This is a genomic window from Gilliamella sp. Choc4-2 (assembly GCF_001690355.1).
Taxonomy (GTDB): domain Bacteria; phylum Pseudomonadota; class Gammaproteobacteria; order Enterobacterales; family Orbaceae; genus Gilliamella; species Gilliamella apicola_A.
The window spans coordinates 1-14,259 of the sequence record NZ_LZHG01000013.1 but is presented as its reverse complement, the minus strand read 5'-3'; the positions used below and the strand labels follow the sequence as shown (position 1 = coordinate 14,259).

Below are 14,259 nucleotides of genomic sequence, written 5' to 3'. Positions count from 1 at the left end.
ATTTAACTGTTTTTCTATCCAATCTCGATTAAAACCATGCTCGTTTAACACACTAGAAAATTGATGTCTAAATCCGTGCCCAGTTGCACGATTAGCAAATCCCAATCGTTTTATTAAGCCCAAAATAGCACCGTTAGACATGTGTTTTAAACTGCTATTTCTACCAGGAAAAACATACCCCCCACGTCCTGTAATTGGTTGTAAAAATTTCAGAATAGTAATAGCTTGATTAGATAACGGAACCACGTGAACCCTTGATTTTTTCATGGATTCTTTTGGTAGTATTATGTATTTTTTATCTAGGTCTACATACTCCCATTTGCAACTCAATAATTCCATAGTCCTGACAGCAGTTAATATTAATAATTCTGTAGCATAACGAACTAAAATATTACCCGAATACGATCGTAACGCTCTCATAAATTCACGCATATCATCCTCCATTAAAAACGCATAATTTTCTGGCGTATGTGTGATCATGGCTTTAGCTAATTCACGTGCAGGATTGTTTTCCGCTCTCTCTGTAATAATTGCATATTGAAAAACTTCGGTACATCGTTGGCGCATTTTTTTTGCAATCTCCAATGCGCCTCTATTTTCTATTTGTTTTAAACAGTTTAGCATTTCAAGAGGCTTGATTTGCGCAATATCCATATCGCCGACGAGCGGGAAAATGTCTTTTTCAAAATACCGAATAATCATTTCTCTGGTATTGATAGACCAATTCCGTTTTTTTGTATCAAACCATTCAAGTGTTATTTTTTTAAAAGTATTTCCTTGAGCGATATTTGCAAGTAAAGATTTCCTTTTCCTCTCGACAGCCGGATCTTTACCGTGAGCAAGCATCTGCCGAGCCAATTCTTTTTCATTGCGTGCATCCGATAAACTAATATACGGATATTTACCTATTGTTAACGTTTTTCTTTTACCGTTAAATTGATAATCGTAACGCCAAGATTTAGTACCTGACGGTGTGATGTATAGATATAGGCTTTCAAAGTCTGGTAACTTGTACGGTTTTTCTTTTGGTTTTGCTGATTCAATGGCTTTTATAGTTAACATGTTACGGTATTTTAGATTACGGTATTAAAATATACCGTAAATATACCGTTTAAGCATTTGCGTTGTCAATCGTTTAGAATCGTGTTTAGTCGTGTCGAAATGCCTTAAAACACTGTTAAAATAAGGCTTAAATCGTAGGATATCGTTTTTAATCTTGTTTGCGGTTTTGACCCCAGCAGGAATCGAACCTGCAACTAGCCCTTAGGAGGGGCTTGTTATATCCATTTAACTATGAGGTCATAAGATTGCTTATTTTAATAAATTTAAAATAACAATGCCAATTAAATAACGAAAAATTTTGCATTTTGAGTAAACATGATACAATTACTTAAACTTAGACCTCATTATTTTTAATTGAAGATACTATGAAAAAAAGAATAATTGGTATTATGTTTTCTATAATGGCTCTCACTAGCTGTGCTTCTTATGAACCAGAAACGAACACATATAGTGATCCTCTATCTGGGTTCAATAAAGTCATGTTTAATGTCAACTATTATGCACTTGATCCGTATATTTTACGTCCAGCAGCCGTTGTTTGGAAAGATTATGTTCCAACACCATTGCGTAAAGGTGTAGTTAATTTTTCTTCTAACCTTTCTGAACCCGCTTCAATGGTCAATAGTTTATTACAGGGTGAAACTCAACAAGCTGGTAAACATTTTGCACGATTCTTTCTAAATACAGTCTTTGGACTTGCCGGATTGTTTGATGTCGCAAGCATTGCAGATCCTCAATTACAAAAAGGTAATAGGCATTCTTTCGGTGACGTACTAGGGCATTACAAAGTTCCTTATGGACCATACGCTGTTTTACCATTTTATGGTTCAGCAACGTTAAGAGATGAAGGAGGTAGTATGATCGATACTCTTTACCCTCCGTTAGTTTGGCTTGATTGGCAATGGGCATTAGTACGAGGTGTCTTTGATGGAATAGAGGCACGAGCTGTTGCCATTGAATTTGAAGATCTGATTAAAAATAGTGATGATCCATATAATTTTATGCGTAATGCCTACTTCCAACGTCATGATTTTATTGTATCTGGTGGCAAAGTGGATGAAGGAAAACAGCAACAACGCCAAGAGTCCATTAATAGTTTTATCAACGATATTGATTCAGAATGACCTGTGATAGTAATAATCGTAAAAAAAACCGACTAATAATTGACGGTTTTTTTATTTGCCTTTCATTTCAGGTAAATAATGCCAAAATCGCTTCGGCATTTGTCGGCGTTGTAATTTAGGATTTTCTCTTTCTTTAATTGTTAATGCATTACAATAGCGAAGCCACATATTTTGAAAAAGTGTTTCATTAGGCGATAAATATTTTTGCCTAACTTGACCATTAACAATAAGATCATCTGGATCAGCAAGGGATATTTTTTCAATGCTTTCTAAATTATAAAAATATCCATACTGTCTTTTTTCATCATAAATTGCCCATTGCTGATCAGCAAAACGATCTTTAAAAAAATTCACTACTAAAGGTAATGCATTATAAACAGGAGCGACAACAGAAAAATAAATTTTGTCAGGTTGATTATTACCAGAATATTTAATGGGATTTTCAATAGTTGTAAAACGAACAAATTGCATCAAATAGTGCCTTTCCCTACTCACTTTTTTTGCTATATCTCGCACAAAAAGTACATCAGGATCGGCAAAATCTGTTTCAATTGAGTGCTTAGCCTTAAAAACTTTACAAATATAACGGAAAATAATTAAATCACTTTCGGGCAATTCCGATAACCAAACATAAATTAGCTGATTAAGGGAAGTAGTGCTTATTTTTTTTTCCAACGCTGTTTGCACACGCTCAAATTTACTATTGCGAAATTCGACAAAATGAGACTCAGTAACTAAAAGTGGCTCAACTTGCCCTTCTGTTAATAAACATTCTGGCATTTTTTTTAATTTAAAAGCATCAAAAACAGCACAAAGCAGTCCTTCAAAACTTTTATCATAATAAAATGCTAACATATCACCATCCCATCACTAACTGAGTAGGTACATTAGTTGATTTATCTTCAAGCAAAGAGGGTTCCTGTAAAGATAGCCGAATATATTCAGCCGATGAATCTAATAATTTAAATTTTTTCATTTCGTGGCAAATAATAAAAAATTGTGCACGTTTAAGTACTACACCAATACATTTCAAAGCATCAAGAGTTAATTTACGATGTCTTCTTGCCATAACAATTAATTTAGCTGATTTAACGCCAATTCCTGGTACACGCAGGATCTTTTGATAACTATCGCGATTAATATCGACAGGAAAAAACTGCGGATTACGTATAGCCCAAGAAAGTTTAGGATCAACGGCTAAATCAAGGTTAGGATATTTATCATTAACAATTTCATCGACATCAAAAGCGTAAAAACGCAATAACCAATCTGCTTGATATAATCGGTTTTCACGTACTCTTGGAACTTCTTTCACAACAGGCAATCTTTTATCATAACTATTTACAGGAATAAATCCCGAATAATAAACCCGCTTCATGCTAGGCCGTTTGTAAAGTTTAGCAGTTAATTGCAAAATCTGTTTATCCGATTCATCAGTTGCACCGATAATAACTTGAGTACTTTGCCCTGCAGGCACAAATTTAGGGGTTGATCGAATTTTTTTGCGATCTTCGATATTTTCTAACAAATTTTGATGAATTTGACGCATAGGTTGGTATATGCTTTGGTGATCTTTATCTGGTGCTAATAATTTGAGATTTTGCTCAGTTGGAATTTCTAAATTAACACTCATCCTATCAACTAATAAACCAGCTTGATTAATTAACTCGTTACTTGCGCCTGGAATCGCTTTCATATGTATATAACCATTAAAGCCATGCTCATTACGCAAAATCTTTACCACTCGAATCATTCTTTCCATGGTATGATCTGGACTTCTCACAATTCCGGAACTAATAAATAAGCCTTCAATATAATTGCGGCGATAAAATTCGATAGTTAAGTCAGCCAGTTCTTTAGTCGTAAATCCAGCTCTAGGAATATCGTTACTTTGTCGATTAATGCAATAAGCACAATCAAACATACAATAATTAGTCAGCATAACTTTTAATAATGAAACGCATCTTCCATCAGCAGTAAAAGTATGGCAGATACCACAATGACGTGCATTACCTATACCTTTATTTCGATTGCTTCGGGAAGATCCACTTGAAGCGCAAGAAATGTCATATTTTGCCGATTCGGCTAATATTTCTAGTTTAGCTATTATTTTTTCATTCATTTTGAATCTACCAATACTGTGTATTTATACAGTATACTATAATATTATTCTTTTCTGCAAGTAAATAATAGAAGTGAAGTCAGTTAAAAGCATGACTAGCTAAAAACTATAAAATATTAATAACGCTCTTTAATTAAACGATCAATATATTATTCAATTGGTAAAATAAAAAGATTATTAAGGTATTGTTCAGCTTACAAGTGTACGCTATAATTACCAAGGTCTTTATAAAGCATTTAATTTAGGAGCTGAACATTAAATGAAACGCGTTGTTATTACAGGGTTAGGTATTCTTTCAAGCATTGGGAATAATACTAAAGAAGTTTTAGAATCATTAAAAGTAGGTCGCAGTGGAATTACTTTTTCACAAGAAATGAAAGATAGCGGAATGCGTAGCCATGTATGCGGAAATGTCAAATTAGATACTACAGGTTTAATTGATCGCAAAGTAGTTCGCTTTATGAATGATGCTTCTATCTATGGCTATCTGGCATTACAACAAGCGATCGAAGATGCTAAATTAACCCCAGAACAAATCTCTAATCCACGTACAGGTTTAATTGCTGGTTATGGCGGTTCAACCAAAACTCAATACAATGTCGTTGCTGGAATGAAAGAAAAAGGATTACGTGGAGTTGGTCCTTATGCTGTAACAAAATCAATGTCATCGGCAATTTCGGCTTGTTTAGCGACTCCATTTAAAATCAAAGGTATTAGCTACTCAATGACATCAGCTTGTGCAACTTCGGTACATTGTATCGGTCACGCAGCAGAGCTAATTCAACTTGGCAAGCAAGATATTGTATTTGCAGGTGGTGGGGAAGAATTATGCTGGGAAATGTCTTGCGAATTTGACGCCATGGGTGCTTTATCAACAAAATATAACGACACTCCAGAAAAAGCGTCACGTGCTTATGATGCAAATCGTGATGGTTTTGTTATCGCTGGTGGTGCTGGTATGGTTGTTGTTGAAGAACTAGAACATGCTCTTGCACGAGGTGCTCATATTTATGGTGAACTAGTTGGTTATGGAGCAACATCAGACGGTCATGACATGGTTGCTCCATCGGGCGAAGGTGCAATGCGCTGTATGCAACTTGCCATTCAAGATTTAGATGTACCTGTTGATTATATAAACACCCACGGCACATCAACTCCAGTTGGTGATGTAAAAGAATTATGGGCAATCAAACAAGTATTTGGTGATAACATTCCTGCTATTTCATCAACAAAATCAATGACTGGCCACTCATTAAGTGCAACTGGTGCGCAAGAACTTATCTATTCATTATTAATGTTAGAACATGGCTTTATTGCACCAAGTATCAATATTGATGAGCTTGATGAAGTTGCAATTGGAATGAACATTATTACTGAACCTACTGAACGAGAACTAACAACAGTCATGTCAAATAGCTTTGGCTTTGGTGGTACAAATGCATCCATTGTCATGAAAAAATACAAAGCTTAATAAGCTATTGCGATTTTATCAACAAATAAAAAACCGTTCTTATTGAACGGTTTTTTATTATAGGTCATTAAAATAAATTTACACAAATGATTGAGTTTTTAAAATAGAAAAAATTAGATTTCGTTTCGTGAAATCAAAATTTGATGACTACTCAATAAGATATGGTTCAATTGATACAAAAATGTAGCAATATCATTATTTAGCACTATAGCAGCTTTTAATATTAGACATATTATTACTTATTTTAATCACAATGAAATGATTCTAATTGGTTTAACTGCATTAGGAAATGCTAACACACATTATTACTCAAATATCAATGAATAATATTTAAAATTTAAGAAAAGTTGGGCAAAAAGTAAAAGTTGAATTTATCCTTAATAATAAAAAATTGACATTTAAAGTGCCCAATTTTGTTGCTATGGTAAAACTCAAATTTAACCAATATTATTACTACCTATACAAACAAAAATTAATCTAAAAAAATATCACAGTTTAATTATGTTATACGATAAATAATCCCTAATATGATTCAATATTAAAGCAAAATAATTTTAGCTTACCTTGGGCTTTGTCGATCAAAAAAACTCCATATAAGCACTGATTGTTCTAACTTGCATATTTTTGTTTTCTAGTTTAATTTAGAAGTACTAATTAATGAATAATTAAAGAGTGGACATGACGACATCATTTATAGATCAGCAACAGCGCATAAGTTTTATAAAACAATTTTTTGCTAAGCAATTAGCAGAAAATTTATCACTTATTGAAGTACAAGCTCCTATATTAAGTCTAGTTGGTGATGGCATCCAAGACAATTTAGCCGGAACGGAAAAAGCAGTAAAAGTCAAAGTCAAAGCTATTCCTAATGCTCAATTCGAAGTTATTCATTCTCTTGCCAAATGGAAACGTAAAGTTTTAAGTGATCACCATTTTCAAGTTGGCCAAGGTTTATACACAGATATGAAAGCGTTAAGACCTGATGAAGATCAACTTACACCAATACATTCTGTCTATGTTGATCAATGGGATTGGGAAAAAGTAATACGGCCTGAAGATCGTACATTGGCCTATTTAAAACAAACTGTTGAAAAAATTTATTCAGCTATCAAAACCACTGAAAAAACAGTATCTGAAAGGTATCATTCATCACAATTTTTACCTGAATCCATTACATTTATGGAGAGTGAGCAACTGTTAAAACGTTATCCTAACCTTTCGCCGAAAGAACGAGAGAATGCAATCACCAAAGAATTAGGAGCCGTTTTTTTAATTGGAATTGGTGGTAAATTATCTAATAATGAAAGGCACGATGTCAGGGCTCCTGATTATGATGATTGGAGTTCCGATAACGAAATGGGTTCTAAAGGCTTAAACGGTGATATTTTGGTTTGGAATCCTGCATTAAATAGTGCATTTGAAATTTCATCAATGGGCATTCGTGTTAATCCAGAAGCCTTAAAACGTCAATTAAAAATTACTAATGACGAATCACTATTAAAATATACTTGGCACAAAGCTTTAATCAATGGTGATCTACTGCAAACGATTGGGGGAGGAATTGGGCAATCTCGTTTGGTTATGTTACTTTTGCAGCAAAAACATATAGGTCAAGTGCAAGCAAGTGTTTGGAACAAATCAACACATCAAAATTATACTAACTTATTATAAATATGTATATTTACTTCTCCTACCTTAAGCTAAGGCGGGAGAATGCTGCATTTTAACTATTTGAATTTTTTCATCTCTACTTAAAACCATATTGAACTAATTTTATGCGCCATTTAAGCAAATCTATATTACACAATACTGAGTTGTTTCAAATATCATTACAGATGATAATTCCCACTGTATTTAACTTCATAAATTATTCACTTTACTATTTGATAAGTATTTAACAAACCTGTTGATAACTCAATATTACTTTCACTATCAATAAGTTAATAATGAGGTCAAATAATGAGCTTCCATCAAAGCAATCTTATTCTTTAGAAAAAATCAAGTATTAAATTGATAAAAAATAACTAAAGTAAATAATTAAAAATATTTAAAACAAAATCAAAAGCGAATAAAGTAGGAAAAAGATTACCATTTTAATTTTAAACAATTCGACAACTATAAAGCCGTAATAAAAGCCATTAAACCAAAAATAACCCCTGGGAAATTAGCTATTGCAATTGGCCAATCCTTTTTTTCTCGTAAAAGACCATAACTCACTCACAATGCACAATTAATAGCGGCCGCCAGCGGCTGAGTCGGATTTGATTTAATGCCATGTAAATTATCTATTATTTGCGGAATATAAGAAAAATACAAGCCTAAAGAAGCAATAGTTGCAATAATACCCAAATAATGAAAAGCCCTTGCGGAAAGATGCAAAATTACCTCCTGATTAAAAAACCGAATCGATGGATTGAACTACAAGCACGAGTAACATTTATTATCAGTAATCTGAGCGATAAAAAAATAAATATTTATAACCTACCTTACTTATAATACGTCAAGAAAATGATTTGATAAACAGTCTCATCAATGACGTATTTTAAATCATCACTTCATATATTAAGCAACTCAATCAATATAAAGCGATTCATTGATAAAAGTATAAGTTTTACTAAATTGATACAACAACCAATTTATAAAGTAATCATCTTAATTGAAGTTGTTTGGTTTCTTTACCAAATGCAACTATCGAAATTATTGCAATTAAAACAGATAAACTGAAAAATGTGAAAATCGTACTAATTGAATATTTATTATTCATCAATACTCCCACCATTAATGGACCTAATATTCCTCCGACTCGTCCTACTGCTGCTGCCATACCAGAGCCCGTTGCACGAATGTTTGTTGTATATTGCTCTGGCGTGTAAGCATACATTGCTCCCCAAGCACCAAGATTAAAAAAGGACAATAATGCACCATATAATAATAATTGATTAGCTGATTCAGCCATACCAAACAGGTAAGCACTAACTAATGTTCCAAATAAATACATCACCAACACCCATTTACGCCCTACTCGCTCAATTAACCAAGCAACACTAAAATAACCAGGTAATTGAGCAATGGTCATAAATAGAATATATTCAAAACTCTTTACCATATCAAAACCTTTTATCATCATGACACTTGGTAACCATAAAAACATACCATAATAAGAAAAGACCACGCAAAACCAAACAATCCATAACATTAATGTTTGCCAACGAAATTCTTTCGATAACAGTGTCTTAATTTTTTTGATTACCGACTCTTTTTTTGAATCAGAATTTAACTGTCTATAAGATGGCGAATCAGGCAGGTTAGATCGTAAATACAACGCATAAAAAGCAGGAATCGCACATAAAATCATGGCACCACGCCAACCAACAACAGAAATGGGAATAATAAAGTATGCAATCAATGCTGCAAAAATCCAACCTATTGCCCAAAAGCTTTCAAGCAGTACAACAATTTTACCTCTCACTTTTGGCTCCACAATTTCACTTACCAAAGTAGAAGCGACAGGCAACTCACCACCTAACCCCATTCCAATAAAAAACCGTAAAATAAGCAAGCTACCAAGCCCCCAAGCAAAAGCGCTTAAACCACTTGCAATACTAAACATAAATAAGGTGAAAATGAGAGCAGCTTTACGACCTTTTTTATCAGCATAAATACCAAAAACAAAAGCACCAATTGCCATACCAATAGAATTAACACTACCAATCCATCCTAGTTGAGCTGGTGTAAGTCCCCAGTCTTGCTTTAATGCTGCTAATATAAAGGATAATAATCCTACATCCATAGCATCAAAAAGCCAACCTGTACCAGCTAGCCATAAAATTCTATTAAACGATAATGAAGATTTTTTAAAACTTTGCATAGTGAAAGCAGAATAACAAAATAGGTAAAGTATCAAATCAAATTCTGATCAAAATGTCCATAGCTTAATCTCACCTTACCAAGGTTATCACCAAAATCTGTACCTTGTGACACAATAATACCTTGTGATAATAACTGATTAAGTATTACTAACTCTTGAACAGCGGTATCTACGGGTAAAGATACGTATAAGTGAAAGCCACCTAATGGGGGGTGATAACTCACTTTGCCAACAAAACGATTATCAAGCCAATGCATTAACTGATTAGCTTTGACCTGTAATTGATTACGTAGCCACTGCTGATGTGTCCTATAATGGCTTTGTAAATATTCCTGTGCTAACAATTGTGGTAAAATGCTTAAACCTGAATCAATATGTTGACGAATCTTAGCTAAATTTTCAATAATTTCACGCGGTGCAACCATCCATCCTATTCGAATATTTCGTCCAATATATTTAGACAATGACCCTAAATAGATCACTTGATTGTAGCAATCAAATTTTTTGATTGGTAACGTGGTCAAATTATCATTAAATGCTAAACTACTGTAAGCATCATCCTCAACTATCCCTATACATTGAGATCGGCAAAAAGCAAGTACTGCTCTTTTCCTTATATCGCTCATAACAAATCCCATAGGGTTTTGAAAAATCGGGTTAAGAAAAATCCATTTAATTTTGTGTTGTTCCACTAATTTTTTTAAACTTTCAAGGATGATCCCTTCTTTATCACATTCAATGCCATATAAACGTAATCCAGCTGCCTGAAACAAAGGGAGTGAATAAAAATAAGAAGGTGATTCAATTCCTATCGCATCGCCAGGTTTTAATAAACCTTGAGTAATAAGAAATAAAGATTGTTGCGTGCCTGAAGTAATTAAAATCTGGTTAACATCCAACTGCATGGCAAATTGGATTTGCATATAGCGAGCAATTTGCAGTTTAAGAGAAGGCAACCCTAGTTGAATCTCATCGCTGTCTTTTTCGTACATTATCAACTCATTTAATGAAATATCAGGTAACAGCAATTTAGGAATCATTGCAGTTGGTAAGTCACCATTAGCCAAATCACAAATCCTTTTTTGCTGTTTGCGAATTTGTTCAGCTTTTTGATGATAAAATGATTTTTTATTTTGATAAAAGTGGGCAGGAAAATGCCAATTAATTGACGAATAAGCCTGTACTCCCCATTTTTGGTTATTAATATAAGTGCCACTACCTTGGCGGCGAATTAATACACCACGCTCAGTTAAAATATCCAATGCATGTACAACAGTCGAGCGATTTACCTGTAATTTTTTAGCCAGTTCACGTTCTGAAAGTAACCGCTCACCAATAATCAAAATACCTTGCTCGATATAATATTCGATCAAATGAATTATTTTTTTAAAAAGAGGTCCTTCAAATTGGGTTAATTTTTGTTTTTGCCACATTATTTTCTCTTTTATTAAAGAATTACAGTTAAATTTTGAATATTTTAGACCTATTTAAATCTATCATTATTGATATTCCCAAACTAAAATGGCTTATTGAAGCTTGATAGTTGGGCTACCTCTTTAACATCAATAAATCTAAACATTTTCTCTATGTTATAACACTAAATACAGCGCATTAAAAATCCCAAATTGGATGGCTTTATTATAATCCAATTGGCCGTTTCTTCTAGCCCTATACTCTTGAATAATACATAGCAAAACCAACTTTAATCAGGAGTATAAAATGAATCAAATTACAGGAACACAGACCGTTAAACGTGGTATGGCACAAATGCAAAAAGGCGGCGTAATTATGGATGTTGTTAATGCTGAACAAGCTAAAATTGCCGAACAAGCTGGTGCAGTTGCGGTAATGGCTTTAGAGCGAGTACCGTCAGATATTCGAGCTGCTGGCGGTGTCGCTCGAATGGCAGATCCTACTATTGTTGAACAAGTCATGAATGCTGTTAGCATACCTGTTATGGCTAAAGCACGTATTGGCCACATTGTTGAAGCACGTATTTTAGAATCAATGGGGGTTGATTATATTGACGAAAGCGAAGTACTAACCCCAGCCGATGAACAGTACCATCTTCTAAAAGATGAATTTACCGTGCCTTTTGTTTGTGGTTGTCGTGATTTAGGTGAAGCATTACGTCGAATTGGTGAAGGAGCATCAATGTTACGTACCAAAGGCGAGCCAGGAACAGGGAATATTGTTGAAGCTGTTCGCCATATGCGTAAAGTAAATGAACAAATCCGTTTGGTAACAGGAAAATCAAAAGATGAGCTAATGACTTTTGCTAAAGAAATTGGCGCACCTTATGAGCTTGTATTACAAGTAAAACAACTAGGTAAGTTACCCGTTGTCAATTTTGCCGCAGGTGGCGTTGCGACCCCTGCCGATGCGGCACTTATGATGCAACTGGGTGCAGATGGCGTATTTGTGGGTTCAGGCATTTTTAAATCTCAAAATCCAGAAAAGTTTGCCAAAGCCATTGTACAAGCTACTACTTATTTTGATGATTATCCACGATTAGCCGAATTATCAAAAGGATTAGGCGAAGCCATGAAAGGCATTGAAATCAGCACACTTACTCAATCAGAAAGAATGCAAGATCGAGGTTGGTAATGGCAAAATCATCCAAACTAAGCAAAGTTAAATACATTGGTGTGCTCAACTTACAAGGAGCGGTTAGTGAGCATATTTCGATGCTAAATAGTATCGATAATGTACAAGCAACACTCGTTCAAAAACCCGAACAATTAGCTAATTTAGATGGCTTAATTATTCCCGGCGGAGAGTCAACCACTATTAGTCGCTTAATAAAACAAAATGGATTAATAGAGCCAATAAAACAATTAGCTAAACAAGGTAAAGGAGTTTTAGGAACTTGTGCAGGGCTTGTGCTTTGCGGTAAAACCACAACACATAATGAAGTAGAACAGCTTGGCTTAATCGATATTAGTGTTGAGCGCAATGGCTTTGGGCGACAAATTAACAGCTTTGAAACACTTTTAAATATTGAACTAATCGGTCAACAAATTCCTGCTGTTTTTATACGGGCACCGTATATTATAAAAGCAAGTAAACAAGTCAAACAACTTGCTTTCGTTAATGATCATTGTGTAATGGCACAACAAGATAATATCTTGGTTTGTTCATTTCACCCTGAGTTAACGGTAGATAACCGCATTATGCGATATTTTATAGATAGGTATTAAGGATTTTATGGATTGAGAAACCCTGTGTATACAGGGAACACGCCGTCCAGTTATGTCTCGAGTACCTGTATAGGGGTTTATCCCTGTGTATACAGGGAACACGATGAAACGTATCTACAGAAAGGCTATGTAATGCGGTTTATCCCTGTGTATACAGGGAACACAAAAAGCTCAGTAATAAAACTATCAGTTTTATCGGTTTATCCCTGTATATACAGGGAACACCTGAACAATTTGCTGAAATAGAAAAATTCATACGGTTTATCCCTGTGTATACAGGGAACACAACGACGTGATTATGGTTCTTTTTTATTTTTGCGGTTTATCCCTGTGTATACAGGGAACACAACATTACCCGTAAGGTTTACAACAAAATTTGCGGTTTATCCCTGTGTATACAGGGAACACCGTACACAAGAGGAGTTAGGGTTAAAAACAGGCGGTTTATCCCTGTGTATACAGGGAACACAACAATAACGGGTGAACACTGATCCGCAATGGCGGTTTATCCCTGTGTATACAGGGAACACCAGTCTTGAGTACGACCCGGACTATTTATCAACGGTTTATCCCTGTGTATACAGGGAACACGGATAAAAGCCAGTCCGTTTATTGACATAAGCCCGGTTTATCCCTGTGTATACAGGGAACACAATGCTATCTCAAAATTGGTAACTTTATTGTTCGGTTTATCCCTGTGTATACAGGGAACACTCTAATTGTAGCTATTTGTTTTATTTACAGTTATAGCGACCAACAAATTCTACCAGATTTTTTAAATTTTTAAAGATTTTTAACTTATTGATTTTTAATAAGTCGTAAGTAGGCTTTTTCCAATTTCTATCGTTCCACCAAGAAATACCAATTTTTAATTTAAATTCAAAAAGATATAAATATTCGAATGTACCTAAACAAAAAATATTATCTTTTACTCTCGTATTAGCGTGAGCTTTGCCCTACTGATTTATGGTATATTTTTTACACACGTTCACTATCATACAAGGTTTATTATCCACTGAATTACTATCGATTGTTTAATATAGAATGTAACTATCCCCTAAAATAGTACAGCAAAAAAGTAGAAAATTCTCTATGATAAAAGAAAAGGGGATTTAATTATGAAAAAAATGACTGAACATCAAATCGTCGCTATTTTAAAAGAAGCTGAAGCGGGTATTCCGGTTAAAGAACTGTGCCGTAAATATGGCATGGGTAATTCAACTTTCTATAAATGGCGAGAAAAATACGGCGGAATGGAAACTTCGGATATCAAACGCTTAAAGGAGCTGGAGGCTGAAAATCGCAAGCTTAAGCAGATGTTTGCCGAACTGAGCTTAAAATCCCAGCTTCAGGAAGAAATCATAAAAAAGCTTTAGTGCCCACAAAGGCACGTAAAACGTGGGCACAGCAAC

10 protein-coding genes, 1 tRNA gene, 2 pseudogenes and 1 CRISPR repeat array are annotated in these 14,259 nt (G+C 34.4%); of the genes and pseudogenes, 6 read left to right on the top strand and 7 right to left on the bottom strand.

Annotation, left to right across the window (positions count from 1 at the left end):
• Positions 1-1,062 (bottom strand): tyrosine-type recombinase/integrase (locus A9G34_RS02110; RefSeq protein ID WP_065568734.1); only part of this gene is annotated, 1,062 nt, incomplete at its 3' end.
• A gap of 167 nt (positions 1,063-1,229) precedes the next feature.
• Positions 1,230-1,301 (bottom strand) — tRNA-Arg (locus tag A9G34_RS02105).
• Between the two features lie 126 nt (positions 1,302-1,427).
• Here A9G34_RS02105 and A9G34_RS02100 point away from each other — a divergent pair.
• On the top strand, positions 1,428-2,186 hold the full coding sequence (locus A9G34_RS02100; protein WP_034945126.1) for an MlaA family lipoprotein: 759 nt from the start codon (positions 1,428-1,430) through the stop codon (positions 2,184-2,186).
• A 51-nt stretch (positions 2,187-2,237) separates the two neighbouring features.
• On the opposite strand, the gene A9G34_RS02095 is transcribed toward A9G34_RS02100, so the two are convergent.
• Together A9G34_RS02095 and A9G34_RS02090 are read right to left on the bottom strand one after the other, a co-directional pair.
• Positions 2,238-3,041, bottom strand: a complete 804-nt coding sequence (locus A9G34_RS02095) for a TIGR03915 family putative DNA repair protein (protein ID WP_065568733.1) — start codon at positions 3,039-3,041, stop codon at positions 2,238-2,240.
• Position 3,042: 1 nt separating this feature from the next.
• Positions 3,043-4,308 carry a putative DNA modification/repair radical SAM protein gene (locus A9G34_RS02090; RefSeq protein WP_065568732.1) on the bottom strand — a complete coding sequence of 422 codons (1,266 nt, stop codon included), beginning with the start codon at positions 4,306-4,308 and terminating at the stop codon, positions 3,043-3,045.
• A gap of 259 nt (positions 4,309-4,567) precedes the next feature.
• Here A9G34_RS02090 and fabB point away from each other — a divergent pair, with 259 nt between their 5' ends.
• A complete protein-coding gene (gene fabB, locus A9G34_RS02085; protein ID WP_034945116.1) occupies positions 4,568-5,779 on the top strand; it encodes a beta-ketoacyl-ACP synthase I in 1,212 nt (403 codons plus the stop codon).
• Between the two features lie 678 nt (positions 5,780-6,457).
• Entirely contained in the window at positions 6,458-7,450 is a 993-nt protein-coding gene (gene asnA / locus A9G34_RS02080; protein WP_065568731.1) for an aspartate--ammonia ligase, read from the top strand.
• 444 nt (positions 7,451-7,894) lie between these two features.
• Here asnA and A9G34_RS11045 read toward each other — a convergent pair.
• The 3 genes and pseudogenes from A9G34_RS11045 to A9G34_RS02065 form a co-directional block, all read right to left on the bottom strand.
• Positions 7,895-8,128: pseudogene (locus A9G34_RS11045) on the bottom strand (ABC transporter permease).
• 298 nt (positions 8,129-8,426) lie between these two features.
• Positions 8,427-9,647 (bottom strand): MFS transporter, encoded by a 1,221-nt coding sequence (locus A9G34_RS02070; protein ID WP_065568730.1) that lies wholly within the window; start codon positions 9,645-9,647, stop codon positions 8,427-8,429.
• Between the two features lie 32 nt (positions 9,648-9,679).
• Complete coding sequence (locus A9G34_RS02065) at positions 9,680-11,080, bottom strand: aminotransferase-like domain-containing protein (RefSeq protein ID WP_065568729.1); 1,401 nt, start codon at positions 11,078-11,080, stop codon at positions 9,680-9,682.
• A gap of 286 nt (positions 11,081-11,366) precedes the next feature.
• On the opposite strand from A9G34_RS02065, the gene pdxS reads away from it, so the two are divergent.
• From pdxS to A9G34_RS02050, 3 genes and pseudogenes are all read left to right on the top strand, one after another.
• Entirely contained in the window at positions 11,367-12,254 is an 888-nt protein-coding gene (gene pdxS, locus A9G34_RS02060) for a pyridoxal 5'-phosphate synthase lyase subunit PdxS (RefSeq protein ID WP_065568728.1), read from the top strand.
• Positions 12,254-12,847 (top strand): pyridoxal 5'-phosphate synthase glutaminase subunit PdxT, encoded by a 594-nt coding sequence (gene pdxT, locus A9G34_RS02055; RefSeq protein WP_051825140.1) that lies wholly within the window; start codon positions 12,254-12,256, stop codon positions 12,845-12,847. Before pdxS ends, pdxT begins: the two co-directional genes overlap by 1 nt.
• Before the next feature lie 73 nt (positions 12,848-12,920).
• Positions 12,921-13,561: direct repeats of the CRISPR family, unit length 29 nt; unit sequence CGGTTTATCCCTGTGTATACAGGGAACAC.
• Positions 13,562-13,965: 404 nt separating this feature from the next.
• Positions 13,966-14,217 (top strand): annotated as a pseudogene (locus A9G34_RS02050) (transposase); the annotation flags it as partial.
• Positions 14,218-14,259: the final 42 nt, after the last annotated feature.

Excerpts from the sequence above, each read along its gene's own strand:
- A9G34_RS02100 (WP_034945126.1), top strand. The coding sequence starts at position 1,428 with ATGAAAAAAAGAATAATTGGTATTATGTTTTCTATAATGGCTCTCACT.
- fabB (WP_034945116.1), top strand. The coding sequence starts at position 4,568 with ATGAAACGCGTTGTTATTACAGGGTTAGGTATTCTTTCAAGCATTGGG.
- pdxS (WP_065568728.1), top strand. The coding sequence starts at position 11,367 with ATGAATCAAATTACAGGAACACAGACCGTTAAACGTGGTATGGCACAA.
- pdxT (WP_051825140.1), top strand. The coding sequence starts at position 12,254 with ATGGCAAAATCATCCAAACTAAGCAAAGTTAAATACATTGGTGTGCTC.
- A9G34_RS02095 (WP_065568733.1), bottom strand. The coding sequence starts at position 3,041 with ATGTTAGCATTTTATTATGATAAAAGTTTTGAAGGACTGCTTTGTGCT.
- A9G34_RS02090 (WP_065568732.1), bottom strand. The coding sequence starts at position 4,308 with ATGAATGAAAAAATAATAGCTAAACTAGAAATATTAGCCGAATCGGCA.
- A9G34_RS02070 (WP_065568730.1), bottom strand. The coding sequence starts at position 9,647 with ATGCAAAGTTTTAAAAAATCTTCATTATCGTTTAATAGAATTTTATGG.
- A9G34_RS02065 (WP_065568729.1), bottom strand. The coding sequence starts at position 11,080 with ATGTGGCAAAAACAAAAATTAACCCAATTTGAAGGACCTCTTTTTAAA.
- asnA (WP_065568731.1), top strand. The coding sequence starts at position 6,458 with ATGACGACATCATTTATAGATCAGCAACAGCGCATAAGTTTTATAAAA.